Origin of the sequence: Dickeya undicola, from assembly GCF_000784735.1 — a bacterium.
Lineage (GTDB): Bacteria > Pseudomonadota > Gammaproteobacteria > Enterobacterales > Enterobacteriaceae > Dickeya > Dickeya undicola.
In genome coordinates this window covers 102,623-118,382 of the sequence record NZ_JSYG01000032.1, presented here as the reverse complement: position 1 = coordinate 118,382, position 15,760 = coordinate 102,623, and the positions used below count along the sequence as shown (strand labels likewise).

At 56.5% G+C, this 15,760-nt stretch carries 13 protein-coding genes; 4 read left to right on the top strand and 9 right to left on the bottom strand.

Annotation, left to right across the window (positions count from 1 at the left end; translation table 11 throughout):
- The first annotated feature begins 38 nt into the window (after positions 1–38).
- Positions 39–584 carry a YfaZ family outer membrane protein gene (locus OB87_RS14600; protein ID WP_033570145.1) on the top strand — a complete coding sequence of 182 codons (546 nt, stop codon included), beginning with the start codon at positions 39–41 and terminating at the stop codon, positions 582–584.
- A 172-nt stretch (positions 585–756) separates the two neighbouring features.
- Positions 757–1,950, top strand: coding sequence for a nicotinamide mononucleotide deamidase-related protein YfaY (locus tag OB87_RS14595; protein WP_033570144.1), 1,194 nt, complete (start codon positions 757–759; stop codon positions 1,948–1,950).
- 57 nt (positions 1,951–2,007) lie between these two features.
- On the opposite strand, the gene OB87_RS14590 is transcribed toward OB87_RS14595, so the two are convergent.
- The 3 genes from OB87_RS14590 to tesA all read right to left on the bottom strand — a co-directional run bounded on the left by OB87_RS14590 (position 2,008) and on the right by tesA (position 4,412).
- The gene (locus OB87_RS14590; RefSeq protein WP_033570143.1) at positions 2,008–2,868 is read right to left on the bottom strand and encodes a co-chaperone YbbN; all 861 of its coding nucleotides are present in this window, start codon (positions 2,866–2,868) and stop codon (positions 2,008–2,010) included.
- A gap of 62 nt (positions 2,869–2,930) precedes the next feature.
- On the bottom strand, positions 2,931–3,707 hold the full coding sequence (locus OB87_RS14585; protein WP_033570142.1) for an SDR family oxidoreductase: 777 nt from the start codon (positions 3,705–3,707) through the stop codon (positions 2,931–2,933).
- A gap of 63 nt (positions 3,708–3,770) precedes the next feature.
- Positions 3,771–4,412 carry a multifunctional acyl-CoA thioesterase I/protease I/lysophospholipase L1 gene (gene tesA, locus OB87_RS14580; protein WP_081977403.1) on the bottom strand — a complete coding sequence of 214 codons (642 nt, stop codon included), beginning with the start codon at positions 4,410–4,412 and terminating at the stop codon, positions 3,771–3,773.
- On the opposite strand from tesA, the gene ybbA reads away from it, so the two are divergent.
- On the top strand, positions 4,380–5,066 hold the full coding sequence (ybbA, locus tag OB87_RS14575) for a putative ABC transporter ATP-binding protein YbbA (RefSeq protein WP_033570141.1): 687 nt from the start codon (positions 4,380–4,382) through the stop codon (positions 5,064–5,066). The genes tesA and ybbA overlap by 33 nt on opposite strands.
- Complete coding sequence (gene ybbP / locus OB87_RS14570; protein ID WP_033570140.1) at positions 5,063–7,495, top strand: putative ABC transporter permease subunit YbbP; 2,433 nt, start codon at positions 5,063–5,065, stop codon at positions 7,493–7,495. The genes ybbA and ybbP overlap by 4 nt, the downstream gene beginning before the upstream one ends.
- A gap of 237 nt (positions 7,496–7,732) precedes the next feature.
- Here the strand turns inward: ybbP and OB87_RS14560 are convergent, their stop codons facing one another.
- The 6 genes from OB87_RS14560 to mglA form a co-directional block, all read right to left on the bottom strand.
- On the bottom strand, positions 7,733–9,901 hold the full coding sequence (locus OB87_RS14560; RefSeq protein WP_033570138.1) for a TonB-dependent siderophore receptor: 2,169 nt from the start codon (positions 9,899–9,901) through the stop codon (positions 7,733–7,735).
- A complete protein-coding gene (locus OB87_RS14555) occupies positions 9,894–11,003 on the bottom strand; it encodes an ABC transporter substrate-binding protein (protein ID WP_033570137.1) in 1,110 nt (369 codons plus the stop codon). Before OB87_RS14555 ends, OB87_RS14560 begins: the two co-directional genes overlap by 8 nt.
- Positions 11,004–11,181: 178 nt before the next feature.
- Positions 11,182–12,027, bottom strand: coding sequence for an amino acid ABC transporter permease (locus OB87_RS14550; protein ID WP_081977398.1), 846 nt, complete (start codon positions 12,025–12,027; stop codon positions 11,182–11,184).
- Positions 12,027–12,848: an ABC transporter substrate-binding protein gene (locus tag OB87_RS14545; RefSeq protein WP_033570136.1), complete on the bottom strand. Its 822-nt coding sequence runs from the start codon at positions 12,846–12,848 to the stop codon at positions 12,027–12,029. The genes OB87_RS14550 and OB87_RS14545 overlap by 1 nt, the downstream gene beginning before the upstream one ends.
- 246 nt (positions 12,849–13,094) lie before the next feature.
- A complete protein-coding gene (gene mglC, locus OB87_RS14540) occupies positions 13,095–14,105 on the bottom strand; it encodes a galactose/methyl galactoside ABC transporter permease MglC (RefSeq protein WP_033570135.1) in 1,011 nt (336 codons plus the stop codon).
- A 19-nt stretch (positions 14,106–14,124) separates the two neighbouring features.
- Positions 14,125–15,645, bottom strand: coding sequence for a galactose/methyl galactoside ABC transporter ATP-binding protein MglA (gene mglA, locus OB87_RS14535; protein WP_033570134.1), 1,521 nt, complete (start codon positions 15,643–15,645; stop codon positions 14,125–14,127).
- Positions 15,646–15,760 lie beyond the last annotated feature (115 nt).

Sequence of the window (15,760 nt, the reverse complement as noted above, 5' to 3'; positions counted from 1 at the left end):
GCGCGCGTTTAACTTATTTGTCTTTAAGGATTATAGAAATGAAAAAGTGGGTTATTGCTTGTGCGGGAAGTTTGCTGCTGGCGACGGTTTCTGCTCATGCCGTCAGTATTTCCGGGGAAGCGGGTCGAAACTATACCGGTGTCGGTGCTGGTTTCGGTTTGGGCGTACCTGGACTGTCTGGCAATGCAGGCTGGGACCATAATGACAAACACAGCAATGACGTCTACAGCGCCGGTCTGGATTACACCTTTGCGCTGAGCAACGCGTCGCTTAAAGTGGGTGCCAAAGGGCTTTACCTGAACCAGAACCGTTTCAAAGATGGCTATGGCGTTGCGTTGGGTGGCGGTTTGCAAGTGCCGGTAACCCGTTCCATTTCCCTGTACGGCGAAGGTTATTACTCTCCAGATGCGTTCTCCAGCCATGTTGACCACTATGTGGAAGCCCGCGGTGGTGTGCGCTGGCAGCCGTTCCGTCCGTTGTCACTGGATGTTGGCTACCGCTACATCAACATGGCGTCCGGCGAAGAGGGCAACGACAACCGCGTAGCGGATACCGCTTATGTTGGCGTGGGACTGAATTTCTGATTCCCCGACATCGGTTGGCAGACAAAAACAAAAGGCGTGTTTATCACGCCTTTTGTTTTTTTACAGATCGTTTTTAGCGGACGGAGAGCGTCATTGTGTTTATGGCGTCGAGTTTCTAAAGTGGAGTGAAACCATTATCAGTGGTTTGAAACCATCATAAGGAGTAACGCGGATGCTTAGGGTTGAGATGTTATGTACCGGCGATGAAGTGCTGCACGGCCAAATCGTGGATACCAACGCCGCCTGGCTGGCAGATTATCTGTTTTCACAGGGCGTGCCGATGACCAGCCGCATGACGGTGGGTGATAAGCTGGAAGAGCTGGTGGCGGCATTGACCGAACGTAGTCAGATAGCCGATGTGCTGATCGTCAATGGTGGGCTGGGGCCAACCAGTGATGATCTTAGCTCGCTGGCAGCGGCCACCGCAGCCGGGGAAACGTTGGTCGAACATGCTGAATGGCTCACCCGCATGGAAGCTTTCTTCGTCGAACGTGGCCGGGTCATGGCCGATAGCAACCGCAAACAAGCCCAATTACCTGCCAGCGCTGAATTGGTGGATAACCCGGTCGGCACCGCCTGTGGTTTTGCGATGCAACTGAACAAGTGCCTGATGTTTTTCACCCCCGGCGTCCCTTCTGAATTCAAAGTGATGGTGGAGCAGCAGATTCTGCCGCGCCTGCGTCAGCGTTTTGCTGTTGGCGAACCGCCGCTGTGCCTGCGGTTGACCACGTTTGGCCGTTCTGAAAGCGATCTTGCCAGTCAGCTCGACAGCCTGCTGCTGCCGCCGGATGTGATGCTGGGGTATCGCTCCTCCATGCCGATTATCGAACTGAAGCTGACCGGTCCGGCCACACGGCGTGCAGAGATGGAAGCTGTATGGCAAACGGTGCGCGACGTTGCCGGTGAAAATGCGATTTTCGAAGGCACCGACGGGTTACCGCTACAACTGGCGCGCCGTCTTGCTGAACGCGGGTTACGTCTGACGGTGGGTGAGGACTTCACCGCTGGTCTGCTCAACTGGCAACTGCGTGAGGCGGATGTGCCGTTATCCGGTGGTGAATTGCGGGTGGAAGGCGAGGCGTTGACGCTGACGGCTGTCGCCAAGGCGACCCGAACGTTGGCGCAGCGTCAGCAAACGGAACTGGCGTTGTACGTTGGCCGTTCTGATGATGGCGTGCTGAGGCTGGCGTTGCATACCCCCGAAGGAACGTTCGCCCAGACGATTCAGATAAATGCGCGGCGCTACAGCCGTAAAACCCATCAGGATGTGGTGGCGATGCTGGCGATGAACATGCTGCGCCGCTGGCTCAATGGCTGGCCGGTGTATGGCGGTCATGGCTGGATAAGTGTGCTGGAGACGTTGTAAGCCACAGTTGGCTGGCGGAGAACGCGGGGGCAACGGCCCCCGTCGTTATGGTCGGGATCAGTACAGCAGTGAATACAACTGACGGCGATAGCGGGCAGCCAGTGCGTCGCCGGTGCCGAGTGCGGCCAGGATATCCATCAGTGTCTTACGGGCGTTGCCGTTCGCCGCTGTCAGATCTTTTTTCAGCATTCCCATCAGCAGTTCCAGCGCTTCTTCGTTGCGCCCGACCTGATGCAGTTGCAGGCTGAGCTGTACTGCCAGCTCCTGATTATCCGGCGAGGCCGCCAGTTGCTGTTGCAGTTGCTGAATTTCCGGCGTATCTGCTGCCTGTTTCATCAGCTCGATTTGCGCCACCAGCCCGTGGTAACGGGTGTCCTGATCTTGCAGCGGAATGGTGTCCAGTACCGCTTGCGCGTCATCGGAGCGGTTGAGCTGAATTTGCACTTCCGCCAGTAACAGTGCGATATCGCTGCGTTTGGCGTCCAGTTGCCAGGCATCTTTCAGCAGCACGGCGGCTTCTTTTAACTGGTTTTCCTCAATCAGTTGCTGAGCCTGTGCCAGCTTCAGGTCTTCGGCTTTCGGCAGCACTCGCTGCAGCAGGTCGCGGATTACCTCTTCCGGCTGCGGTCCCTGAAAACCATCCACTGGCTGGCCGTCTTTGAACAGATAGACGGTCGGAATGGCGCGCAGGCCGAACTGGGCTGCCACGCGCTGCTCGGTGTCGCAATCCACTTTAGCCAGAATAAACTGACCGGCGTATTCTGCTGCCAGTTTGTCCAGCACTGGTTCCAGTTGCTGACAATGGGCGCTGCGTTCGGACCAGAAATAGAACAGCACCGGGGCGCTCATGGACTGTTCCAGCACCTGATGCAGGTTGCTCTCGTTGATATCAATCACGTTGGCGTGTTGTTCTAACATGTCATTCTCTCTTAGCCGTTTCAGCCATTAATGGGGGCGATGTCCACCACTTCAACCCCGAATCAGGATTTTGTCCGCAACAGGTGATCAAGCGCGCAGCCCGGCAACAGACGGCGCAGTACGGTGATACCGTGGGCGAGCAGTGTCACCGGGTAGCGCAGTTTCGGGCGCGGGCTTTCCAGCGCGTGAATCAGTTTTGGCAGCACCGCTTCCGGCGGCAGGGTAAAGCGGCTGGCAATGCCGGGATTGGTGACCGGTCGATCCTGCTGCGCCTGATCCACATTGTGGGTGAAGTTGGTGCTGATAGGGCCAGGTTCGATCAACGATACAGACAAACCGCTGCCGTGCAGTTCCATGCGCAACGCGTCGGACCAGGCTTCCAGTGCGTATTTGCTGGCGGCGTAAGCACCTCGCCCTGGCGTGGAAATCAGCCCCATCACCGAACTGGTCTGGATAATTCGCCCTTCACCGTGAGGCAACATGGCGGGCAGCAACAGCTGGGTCAATTGATGTGTGCCAAACAGGTTGCTGGAAAACTGCTGTTCCAATTGCTGACGGGAAATGGTGTTGAGCGGCCCGTACAGCCCATAACCGGCGTTGTTGAACAGGCCGTAGAGTCGGTTGCCGGTCAACGTAATGACGACGTCGGCGGCCTGCCTGACGCTGGCACTGCTGTCGAGATCCAGGTCGATCCCCTCAAAGCCCAGCGAGTTCATGCGCGCCACATCCTGATGACGGCGGCAGGCCGCCAGTACGCGATAGCCGCGTTGTTGCAAACATTGGGCGGCAATCAGGCCAATACCGCTGGAGCAACCAGTAATCAAAACCGCTTTTTGCATAACTTTACCTAACGAAAACGCTTAAATATCAAGAGTCGTGGTTAACTGTTAGCCTTTGACGACTCAGTGTTGATTAATAACGGGGCCGAGCTGTTTTGCCATCCATTCGGCGATAAACGGCTGGGCATCGCGGTTGGGATGGATACCATCATCCTGCATCCATTCCGGTTTGAGATAAACCTGCTCCATGAAAAACGGCAGTAGCGGAATATCAAACGTTTTGGCGAGGCGTGGATAAACGGCGCTAAACGATTCGGTATAACGCCGCCCGTAGTTGGCTGGCAAGCGGATTTGCATCAGCAGTGGCTGGGCGTTAGCCGCCTTAACCTGGGTAATGATGCTAGCGAGATCCCGCTCAATATTCTGTGGGGGAAAACCACGCAAGCCGTCATTGCCACCCATCTCGATCAACACCCAACGCGGTTGGTGCTGTTGCAACAAGGTGGGGAGACGGGATAGCCCCTGCGTTGCTGTGTCGCCGCTGATACTGGCGTTCACCACCCGGACTTTGGGCGTAGGGGAGCGAGACTGCCAGGTGGCATCAAGCAACGAGGGCCAGGCCTGATTGGCCGCCATACGGTAGCCAGCGCTCAGGCTATCGCCCAGCACCAGCAACGTATCCGCCGCGAAGGCGCGTAGACTGAACAGGCCCCAAAATAGAAGGACAACGATATGCCAGCGGAAAACATTCTTGAAGTTCATCATCTTAGTAAGCACGTTGGTCAGGGTGAACACCAGCTCTCCATCCTCACCGGAGTTGAGCTGGTTGTCAAACCTGCTCAGACCATTGCGCTGGTGGGCGAATCCGGTTCGGGAAAATCCACCTTGCTGGGAATTCTGGCCGGGTTGGATGACGGCAGCAGCGGACAGGTGTCGCTGCTTGGGCAGCGGCTGGATCGGCTGGATGAAGAAGGGCGGGCGGCGCTGCGGGCGCAAGACGTGGGATTCGTGTTCCAGTCTTTTATGCTGGTGCCGACGTTGACCGCGCTGGAAAACGTACAGTTACCAGCGTTGCTGCGGGGGGAAAGCGACCGTCACAGCCGTCAGCAGGCAGAGCAACTGTTGCAGCAGCTTGGTCTGGGGGCGCGATTGCAGCATTTGCCTGCGCAGCTTTCCGGCGGCGAGCAGCAGCGTGTGGCGCTGGCGCGCGCATTTAGCGGCAGGCCGCGGGTACTGTTCGCCGATGAGCCAACCGGCAATCTGGACCGCCAGACCGGCGAGCGTATCGCCAACCTGCTGTTTTCCCTTAACCGAGACTTCGCCACTACCCTGATTCTGGTGACGCATGACGAGCAACTGGCGGCGCGCTGTGAGCGTTGCCTGCGGCTGCGTGACGGAAAATTGTGGGAGGACGCATGATCTGGCGTTGGTTTTGGCGGGAGTGGCGCTCGCCGTCGTTGCTGATTGTCTGGCTGGCGTTGACGCTATCGGTAGCTTGCGTGCTGGCGCTGGGTTCCATCAGCGATCGCATGGAGAAAGGGTTGAGCCAGCAGAGCCGTGATTTCCTGGCAGGCGACCGCGTGCTGCGGGCGTCCCGACCAGTAGATGAAAACTGGCTGCAACAGGCGCAGCAACAGGGGCTGACGCAGAGTCGACAAGTGTCGTTCATGACCATGACCTACGCAGGTGACAATGCGCAACTGGCGCAGGTTAAAGCCACTGACGAGCGGTATCCGCTGTATGGCGAGCTAAAAACCCAGCCATCCGGGCTACGGGTAGCACCGGGTACGGTGTTGGCCGCGCCGCGTCTGCTGGCCTTGCTAGGGTTGAAGGTGGGCGACCGGCTGGATGTTGGGGATACCACATTGACCATCGCTGGGGAACTGGTGCAGGAACCGGATGCCGGTTTTAACCCGTTCGAGACGGCACCACGGGTATTGATGAATCTGGATGATGTGGAAAAAACCGGTGCGATTCAGCCAGGCGGGCGTATTACCTGGCGCTACATGTTTGCTGGTACGCCGTCGCAAATCGCCCGTTTCAGCGACATTATCAAACCGCAGTTGAAGCCGGATCAGCGCTGGTACGGCATGGAAGATTCGCAAAGCGCGCTGGGTAAATCCCTGCAACGCTCCCAGCAGTTCCTGCTGTTGTCAGCGCTGTTGACCTTGCTGCTGTCGGTCGCGGCGGTAGCGGTGTCGATGGGGCATTACTGTCGTAGCCGTTACGATTTAGTGGCGGTGCTTAAAACGCTGGGTGCCGGGCGGCAGGCGCTGCGCCGCTTGATCGTCGGGCAGTGGGTATCGGTGCTGGCGTTGTCGGCATTGTGCGGTAGTTTACTGGGCATCGGCTTTGAGGCGTTGCTGATACGCGCGCTTTCACCGGTGCTACCCGGTGAATTACCGGCCGCCGGGCTGTGGCCGTGGGGCTGGGCGTTGGGGACACTGGTGTTGATTTCGCTGTTGGTGGGGATTCGCCCTTACCGGCAGTTGCTGGCGACCCAACCGCTGCGGGTTTTGCGCCAGGATGTGGTGGCGAATGTCTGGCCGCTGCGCTATTACCTGCCGGTGGTGGCCGTGGTGGTAATAGGTTTGCTGATGGTGCTGTCTGGCGGCGGCGCGCTGTTGTGGTCGCTGCTGGGCGGTATGCTGGTGCTGTCACTGCTGCTGGGCGGCATTGGCTGGGGTAGCCTGTTATTGCTACGCCGGTTGACGTTGAAAACGTTGTCGCTGCGCCTTGCCATTAATCGCCTGCTGCGCCAGCCCTGGGTGACGTTGGGCCAACTGGCGGCGTTTTCGCTGTCTTTCATGCTGCTGGCGTTGTTGTTGCTGTTGCGCGGTGACTTGCTGGATCGCTGGCAGCAGCAATTGCCGCCCGGTAGCCCCAATTACTTCGTGCTGAATATCAGTGCCGATCAGGTGCAACCGGTAACGGATTTTCTGGCGCAACACCAGGTGAAACCGGAAACGTTCTACCCGATCATTCGTGCCCGTCTGACGGAAATCAACGGGCTGCGCGCCACCGATCTGGTGCGTGAGGATGACCCCGGTGGGGAAACCGTCAACCGGGAACTGAACCTGACCTGGCTGAGCCAATTGCCGGGCCATAATCCGCTGGTGGCGGGGCAGTGGCCGCCGAAAGCGGGCGAGGTGTCGATCGAGCAAGGGGTTGCACAACGTCTTGGGGTGAAGATAGGCGATACGCTGACCTTCACCGGTGATACCCAGCCGTTTCAGGCCACGATCAGCAGCCTGCGGCAGGTTGACTGGGAAAGTCTGCGGCCGAATTTCTTCTTCATTTTTCCACCCGGCTCGTTGGATAGCCAACCTCAGTCATGGCTGACCAGTTTCCGTTATGAAGGCGGCGATGCGCTGATCACCCAACTGAACCGCCAATTCCCGACGCTGACGGTGCTGGACGTCGGTGCCATTCTGAAGCAGATCGGCACCGTGTTGCAGCAGGTCGGTCTGGCGCTGGAGGTGATGGTGGTGTTGGTGCTGTTTTGTGGTGCATTGTTGCTGCTGGCACAGATTCAGGTGGGTATGCGTCAGCGGCGTCAGGAACTGATCGTCTATCGCACGTTGGGTGCCGGTCGACGGTTGTTGCGTGCCACGCTGTGGTGGGAGTTTGCAGTATTGGGGCTATCCGCCGGTGTGGCGGCGGCGCTGGGTGCGGAAGCCGCGTTATGGCTGCTGCAACGTAAAGTGTTCGATTTCCCCTGGCAGCCCAATATGTGGCTGTGGGGCGGATTGCCTGTATTGGCGGCGTTGCTGCTGTCGCTGTACGGCGGCTGGCTGGGGCTGCGGTTGCTGCGCGGCAATGCATTGTTTAGGCGCTATCACGCCTGAGATTAACCTCGGGCGTTTTTACTATTCTCTCCGCAGCCGCAGGTGCATGACATTCATGACTGTTTGCTTTATGAACGTTTACTTCATGGATGCCTGCACAAGATACCTGAAGGGCCGCGGTGCTGTGACGTTAACCCGCTTGCAAGGCAGGGCGGCCAATGGGTTGGCAGTCAACGTAAGGAAGGGGAGCGCGGAAAGGCGCGCAGCCTTGATCCAGGCTGCGCGGTTCGGAGAGGGTTAGAAGTCGACGCTGGCGCGCAACACCACTTCACGCGGGTCGCCAATTGCCACATATTGGCTGCTGCCACTCGACGGGTAATAGGTTTTGTCGAACAGGTTCTTGACGTTAAGCTGCCACTTCACCTTATAGCCGCTGATGGGAACGGTGTAGGAGACAAAGGCATCCGCTACGGTGTAATCGTCCAGGAAGAAGCTGTTAGCCGCATCGCCAGGGCGACGGCCGACATAGCGGGCACCGATACCGGCGCGCAGGTCGTCACCCGCGTGCAGGCCCAGACCACCGAAGTCATTGGTCAGGAATAGCGAGGCGGTATGACGTGCCGCGTTGGCCATTTCATTACCCTGATTATTCGGATCGGAGGTGACGCGGGCATCGGTAAAAGCATAGGAACCGATCAGGCTCAGGCTGTCGGTCAGTTTGCCTGCCAGATCGACCTCCACCCCTTGTGAACGGACTTTGCCCGCGGTACGAGTGACTGTTTCAGTTACACCATTCGTTGTCTGAAGTTCATCCACCATTACGTTGCGTTTCTGAATATCAAACAGCGCCAGATTAGCGGTGATGCGATTCGGTAGATCCAGCTTGGCACCAATCTCATAGGAACGTCCGACTTCGGGTTCCATCGTCGCCCCTATCGCTTTATTGATGGCGGAGTTGGGCTTAAAAGATTCACTGTAACTGGTGTACAACGAGGTGTAAGCGTTCAGGTTATAAACCACACCGGCACGTGGCACCAGTCGGCTGTCTGACCTGTCGGTATTGGTGATGAATGGGCGTCCTTTGCCTGACATCACATCAAAACGGTCGTAGCGTACGCCGCCTAACAACATCCAATGCTCATCTAACCTGATGGCGTCTTGCATGAAGACGCCGGTGCTATCGATGTCTTCTTTCTGGTCACTTTCAGCGGCGATAACGGAGTTGGAGGCCGGGAAAAGGCCATATACCGGGTTGTAAATATTGAAACTGCTGTTGTTTCTGCCGCGAATCATATTACCACGGTGGGTACGGTCAGCTTCGTGATCGAAGCCGAACAGTAACTGGTGGTTGATGTGGCTCCAGTCGATATCGCCATTCAGCGTCAATTGCACGTTTTGTGACTGGCTGTGCGCGTCCTGAGTCGCATCCGCTCTGCGTGTCAGTAACCCGGTAGTCGGGTTAAGCGACATGGCGCGTGCCTGATTGTCGTTGTAGGTATTACGGCTGTAGGCGTAATTCAGCTTGGTTTTCCAGCGATCATTAATGGCGCTTTCCATCTGGAAGGTCAGCGTGTCCTGATCGCCGCGGGTGGCGTTGTAGGCTTCGTCAAACCGGCGTTCGCGCGGGGTATTGACCGGCTTACCGGTGCGGCTGTCGATCACGGTGCCGCGATCGAATGGGGTCAGGTATTCCATGTGTTCATAGGATACCCGTACCGTGGTGTTGTCACCGTACCACATCAGTGATGGGGCAATGGTGGTTTGGCGGTTGCGGCCGAAGTTGCGCCAGTAGTCGGTTTCATCGTGATCAACAACCATGCGGTAGGCCAGACCGGAGGTGCCGAGTGGGCCGGTGACATCCAACTGACCACCGCCGCCGTTGAAACTGCTGTTCCAGCCTTCGATATGGGTTTTCTGCACCAATTCCGGTTTTTTACTGATGATGTTGATCATGCCGCCGGGATCGCCCCAGCCGTACAGCATGGATGCTGGTCCTTTGAGTACTTCGACCCGCTCGGTAGTGGGGGTAACGTTGCGCGCCTGAATGGAGCGCACACCGTCGCGCAGAATGGAGCCGTCGCGGTTATCACCAAAACCACGCTTCATCACCGCGTCCTGCGTCCCGCCGAGGGTGTTGGCCTGGGTGATGCCGCTAACATTGTATAACGCTTCATCAAGATTTCTAGCTGCCTGATCCTCCAGCACTTGCTGCTGTACCACATTGACGGCTTGCGGTATGTCCAGCAGGCGGCTCTCGGTACGGGTGCCGGTGACGGCGTTGTGCGGCTGGTAGCCGGTTTCCCGCGCGTCGCTGGCAGGCGTACTGGCGGTCACCACCATCGTGTCTTCCTGCTTTTTCGTGTTTTTCGCGGCGGTGTCGCTATCACTCGGTGTGGTAGCAGCCTGAAGACTGAAAGGCAACAGAGCCAGCAACGGCCAGCCTTTTTGCCAGTGAAGGTTATTCATGTGTTAACTGACTCCAATAGGTCCCTGAAAAATCAATCGGTAAAAACTGCTGATAAAGTTGTTGCAAGGTGCGCTGTGGGTCGATATCGCCAAACAGCGTCGGATAGAGGGCTTTGGCGAACATTTCCACCATCACCACGTGATACGGGCTGAGATAAAAGTTGTGCCACATGCTCCAGGCGCGACCGGTGTCGACGGCGCTCAGGTGTGAAAGCAGCGGTTCCTGCATCAGCAGGGTGTGGAAACTGTCGGCAGCTTGCTGGGGGGTAACGTCCGGGCCGAGCATCAGGTCGGAAAGGCGTTTGCCGTCCGGTCCTGCCATGCCGGTAGCGATGTAGACATCCGGTCTGGCGGCCAGCGCCTGTTCCGGGCTGAGTTCGCCGTATACGCCTTTTACCTTGCCTGTCGCGATGTTGTCGCCGCCAGCAAAGGCCAGCAACTCGCCGAGATTGCCGTTAACCGCTGTGGTGCAGCAGGTGTCGCGGCGTCCAAGATGCAGATGTAGCATCACCGTAGTCTTGCGGCCCTGATACTGTGCCAGCCGCGTTTTTACGGCATCCATATGCTGCTGGTAGAACGTGATAAACGCGTCGGCGCGCGCCGACTGGTTGAGCACGTTGCCGAGCAGACGCAGGCTGGGCACGGTGTTTTTCAGCAGATCGACACGTAAGTCGACGTAGATATACGCAATGCCTGCCTGAGTGAGCGCCTGCTGGATGCTTTGTTCGTTGTCGGCACCTTTGGCTAGCCGAGGTAGGATCACCAGATCCGGTTTCAGCGGCAGCAGGGCTTCTGCGTTGAGGCTGTTGATATTGCCGTTCCCCAATTGCGGGATGCGGGCAATCTCAGGAAATTTCGTGGTGTAACGGTTCCAGCTCTGGGCGTCATAACGCGCCATGTCGCCCGGCCAGCCCACCACGCGCTGCGCCGGGTTACCCGGTTCCAGCAAGGCCAGGGTGTAAAGCATTCGACTTTCGCCCAGCACAATGCGCTGTGGGTGATCAGGCACCACTACCTGACGACCGGTAATGTCGGTGACGGTTTTGGCCTGCGCCAGTGGGCTGAACCAGAGTAGGGCGAGGCAGAGAAAAACGATGCGCATGTTCTTTTCTCGTAAAAATGAGGCAGAAAAAAATAATAATAATTATTTTTATTTGCAATGGAAACTAAGGAGAAACAAGGAAAAAAAAGAAAAAGCCCTGATATTTCACAGGGCTGGCTGACATTATGTAAATAATTAAAGTCGCTGCGATAGGGCAGTAAGCGGGGATAAGCAGAGGTCAGGACGGCTTTTTGCTGTCGTGGTGTTCGTAACCGCGAGCAAAACGGCGTTCCAGACGGCCTTGCAATAATTCCAGTACGATGGATAGCAACCAGTAAATGACAGCAGCAGTAGTGAGCATCTCCATGTAATGGTAGGTGCTACGGCCGTAGGATTGCGCCAGAAAATTCAGCTCCCACAGCCCCATCAGCGACACCAGCGAGGAGTCTTTGATCATCGAAATGAACTGGGAACCGGCAGGCGGAATGATGATGCGCAGTGCCTGTGGCGTGACGACGTGAGTGGTGATCACCCAGCGCGACAACCCCAGCGCCATAGCGGCTTCTTTCTGGCCGCGAGGAACCGCGAGTACGCCGCTACGGATGGTTTCCGCCAGATAAGCGCCGTAGTTTAACGACAGCGCGATAATACCGGAGGTAAAGGCACTCATGACGATGCCGACCTGCGGCAACGCGAGGTAGATGATCAGCACCTGCACCAATAGCGGCGTGCCGCGAAACAGCGAGACGTAGAACGTGGCGCAGCCGAAAGCGACAGCGCTGGAGGATAGCCGACCTGCGGCGGTGATCACCGCCAGCAGGATACAAAACAGCATGGAAATGAGAGTGATGACGACGCTCAGCACCGCCCCCTGGATGAAACCGTCCGGTGACAGATGCATCCCCAACATGGAGGGGAGCTTCTGCTTGATAAGACCGGTGTCCAGATCCATAAACGAAAACAGCCACAGTAACAGGCTGAGCAGCACCAGCCAGGTCAGGCCAGCGCGCAGACGAAAACCAAATCCGGCACGTTCAGGCACCGGTTGCATGTGTGATGGGGTTTCAGCGGACGAACGCGACATTACGGGGTGACCCCGGTGATGTCTTCACCAAACCACTTCATGGAGATGGTTTTCAGTGTGCCGTCGGCGCGCAGCGCAGCGATGGTATCAGCCAGCGTTTTGCTCCACTCTGGGTCACCTTTGTCGACGGCAATCCAGTTTGGCTCGGCATACAGTTCCTGCAGGATACGCAGTTGCGGCAGTTTCTCGATACGCGGTTTGGCGGTGATACGATCGGAAATCACCGCATCTAGTCGTTTACCCGGTCCTAATGCCAGGTTTCGGAACGCCATTTCTTCATCCGTCGGCACCGCCTGCACATGGCTGAACGGGAAGTCGATCGGTTTGCCGCCTGGGATCACCAGCGTTTTGTTCAGGTAGTTCTCGTAGCTGGAGCCCAGCCCCAAGCCGACTTTTTTGTTGCTCAGATCGGCGGCGGAGTGAATATTTTTCTCATCTTTATGGACGATCAGCACGGCGAAGGTACTGTAGTAAGGGGTGGCGAAGTCCAGCATTTTGGCTCGTTCGGCGTTCGGCGTCATGGAACAGATGCACATGTCCCAGCGACCTTGCCACTTACCACCGACGATGGTTTCCCAGCCCGGTGTTGCCAGCTCCAGTCTGGCCCCCAGTTTCTGCGCTACCGCTTTAGCAACGTCAACATCGAAGCCAACCAGTTGATTATTATCGTCGAGATAGCTAAATGGCGGATAGTCATTGAACAGCACATTACGGACTACGCCGGTCTGTTTGACTCTGTCCAGCGTGCTGCCGGCCAGCGCCGTGCTGAACATGAAGCAAGCGCTCAGACCAAGCGCCATCAGTGCGAGAAGTTTTTTCATCCATTTTCCCTACAAACTAACCTCACAACGGGCAGGGCTACTTGCGGCGTCCCGTTGGGTGGAAATCACAAAGGCCCTATCTTATAGCAGCCGCGGGCGTGTGCAAAATAAGGTCTTCATTAGCTGACTGAGGGTGGGAGAATAAGCATGAGTGACGGCATGGGTGGTTACGTAAAAATGACGACGCCATATAAAAAACCTGCCACCGTAGTGGCAGGTATGACGGTGTGGTGCCTGACGCGCGCGTTATTTTTTGCGGGCGTATTTCAGGGAGTCCAACGCTACGGCGAAGATGATGATGCCGCCTTTGATGATGTACTGCCAGTAAGGGCTGACGCCGATGTAGGTCAGACCGTAGTTGATCAGGGTGAAGATGATAACCCCGGTCACCACACCAGCAACTGTACCCACGCCACCAGCAAAGGACACGCCGCCGACCACGCACGCTGCGATGGCGTCGAGCTCGTACATGAAACCTAAGTTGTTGGTGGCGCTGCCGATACGACCCGCTTCCAGCATACCGCCGAAGGCGTAGAAAATACCGGACAGCATGTACACCAGAATCAGGTTCAGCGAGACGTTCACGCCGGAGACTTTGGCGGCTTCTGGGTTGCCGCCGATGGCGAAGATATTCTTGCCAAAGCGGGTCTTGTTCCACAGGACCCACACGAACACCGCTGCAATCGCGGCATAAAACGTAATGTAGGACAGCTTGAAATCACCGAAACGAACGAAACCTTGTGCAAAGGTAGAGAAACGGTCGTCAAAGCCAGCGATGGGGGAGGCACCAACGATGTCGTAGTACAGCGAGTTGATACCGTAGACGATGATCATCGTGCCCAATGTGGTGATGAACGGTGTTACTTTCAGGTAGGCAATGATCAGACCATTGACCAGACCAATCAGCGCGCCAATAGCGCAGACAATCAGGATAACCAGCGGGATCGGCATGGTTTCCAGATGCGGGAACACCTTGTTGCTGTTGTCCATCGCCTGTAACAGCGTAGCAGCAACCACGGCAGCAAGGCCGACCTGACGACCGGCAGACAGGTCAGTACCCTGGGTAACGATAAGCCCGGCCACGCCGAGCGCGATGATCACGCGTACTGACGACTGGGTAAGAATGTTACTCAGGTTGGTGAGGCTGAGGAAGGTGGGGTCCTGGATAATAATAATCACCAGCAATACCAGCAGCACGGCATAAATGCCGCTGTCTTTCAGCCAGGTGAGCGCGCTTTTTTTAGTAGTAGCTTTCATGGTAACAGCCCTTGCATCATTAAAGGTGTAACGACGCTAAACGGAGAATTTCGTTCTGCGTGGTGTTCTTGGTTTCGACAATGCCTGCGACGAGGCCATTACTCATCACCAGAATGCGGTCAGTGACGCCCAGCAACTCCGGCATTTCAGACGAAATGATGATGATTCCCTTGCCTTTTTTCGCCAGCTCGGAAATAAGCTGATAAATCTCGAATTTGGCACCCACGTCAATGCCACGGGTCGGTTCGTCGAGCATCAGTATTTCCGGCTGAGTCAGCAGCCAGCGGCCGATGATCACCTTCTGCTGGTTACCGCCGGACAGCGAGCCGATGGCGGTATGGTGGCCGGGGGTTTTTACCCGCATCGAGTCAATTACCCACTGCACATCGCTTTTCATGCGCTTGTTGTCCAGCAGGCCGAGGTTGTTCTTGTATTTGTGAATGTTGGAAATCAGCGAGTTAAAGCCGACATCCAGATAGGCATAAATACCGGTAGAGCGGCGCTCTTCAGTTACCAGTGCGAAACCGTTGTTGATGGCTTCGTTAGCGGTGTGGTTGTTGATGTCTTTGCCGTGCAGTTTGATGGTGCCGCTGAGTTTTTCGCGGATACCGAACAGCGTTTCGACGATGTCGGTACGTTTGGCACCGACCAGACCGGCAATCCCCAAAATTTCGCCCTGACGCAGGTCGAACGACACGTCTCGGATTGACGGCTGGCGCATCGAGGTCAGGCCCCGTACTTCCAGCATCACCTCGCCGGGTGTATTGGTTTTCTCCGGGAAACGCTGGGTCAGCGAGCGGCCCACCATCATGGCGATGATCTGGTCCATGTTCAGACCTTCCAGCGGCTGGGTTGCCACCCACTGACCGTCGCGCAGTATGGTGATTTCATCGCACAGCTGGAAGATTTCTTCCATTTTGTGGGAGATATAGACGATGCCGCAGCCCCGTTCCTTCAGCTTGCGGATGATGGTGAACAGGTGGTTCACCTCTTTTTCCGTCAGCGACGAGGTGGGTTCGTCCATGATGACGATTTTGGCGTTATAGGAGAAGGCTTTGGCAATCTCGATCATCTGCATTTGCGACACGGACAGCGAGGCCACTTTGTCGCGCGGATCGATATCGATATCCAGTTCATCGAAAATCGCCTTGGTGTCGCGATACATTTTGTCCTGATCGACGAACAAGCCTTTTTTCGGATAGCGGCCAAGCCACATGTTATCCATGACCGAACGTTGTAAAACCAGGTTCAATTCCTGGTGCACCATGGATACACCATTCTCCAGCGCTTCTTTGGCGCTTTTGAAATCGACTTCCTGCCCCTGGAATTGAATGCTGCCTGAATCTTTCTGATAAATGCCGAACAGACATTTCAGTAGCGTCGATTTTCCTGCGCCGTTTTCGCCCATCAGAGCATGGATGGAATGGGGGCGCACCTTCAGGTTGACATTATCCAATGCCTTTACACCGGGAAATGACTTACTGATATCGGTCATCTCCAGCAGGAATTCGCGCTGAGTGGTTAGAGTGTCACTGGTCATATTTTACCTGGTCGAAATAATTACCTGGCTGAAACGTTGCCGGGCTGAACATGACTGCCTGGCTGAGAAAATCATTCGTCCAAACAGTAGGGGCGCAACGGTTGCTGCGCCCCGA

Excerpts from the sequence above, each read along its gene's own strand:
- OB87_RS14585 (WP_033570142.1), bottom strand. The coding sequence starts at position 3,707 with ATGCAAAAAGCGGTTTTGATTACTGGTTGCTCCAGCGGTATTGGCCTG.
- OB87_RS14595 (WP_033570144.1), top strand. The coding sequence starts at position 757 with ATGCTTAGGGTTGAGATGTTATGTACCGGCGATGAAGTGCTGCACGGC.
- OB87_RS14555 (WP_033570137.1), bottom strand. The coding sequence starts at position 11,003 with ATGCGCATCGTTTTTCTCTGCCTCGCCCTACTCTGGTTCAGCCCACTG.
- ybbP (WP_033570140.1), top strand. The coding sequence starts at position 5,063 with ATGATCTGGCGTTGGTTTTGGCGGGAGTGGCGCTCGCCGTCGTTGCTG.
- tesA (WP_081977403.1), bottom strand. The coding sequence starts at position 4,412 with ATGATGAACTTCAAGAATGTTTTCCGCTGGCATATCGTTGTCCTTCTA.
- mglA (WP_033570134.1), bottom strand. The coding sequence starts at position 15,645 with ATGACCAGTGACACTCTAACCACTCAGCGCGAATTCCTGCTGGAGATG.
- OB87_RS14590 (WP_033570143.1), bottom strand. The coding sequence starts at position 2,868 with ATGTTAGAACAACACGCCAACGTGATTGATATCAACGAGAGCAACCTG.
- ybbA (WP_033570141.1), top strand. The coding sequence starts at position 4,380 with ATGCCAGCGGAAAACATTCTTGAAGTTCATCATCTTAGTAAGCACGTT.
- mglC (WP_033570135.1), bottom strand. The coding sequence starts at position 14,105 with ATGAAAGCTACTACTAAAAAAAGCGCGCTCACCTGGCTGAAAGACAGC.
- OB87_RS14545 (WP_033570136.1), bottom strand. The coding sequence starts at position 12,848 with ATGAAAAAACTTCTCGCACTGATGGCGCTTGGTCTGAGCGCTTGCTTC.
- OB87_RS14560 (WP_033570138.1), bottom strand. The coding sequence starts at position 9,901 with ATGAATAACCTTCACTGGCAAAAAGGCTGGCCGTTGCTGGCTCTGTTG.
- OB87_RS14600 (WP_033570145.1), top strand. The coding sequence starts at position 39 with ATGAAAAAGTGGGTTATTGCTTGTGCGGGAAGTTTGCTGCTGGCGACG.
- OB87_RS14550 (WP_081977398.1), bottom strand. The coding sequence starts at position 12,027 with ATGTCGCGTTCGTCCGCTGAAACCCCATCACACATGCAACCGGTGCCT.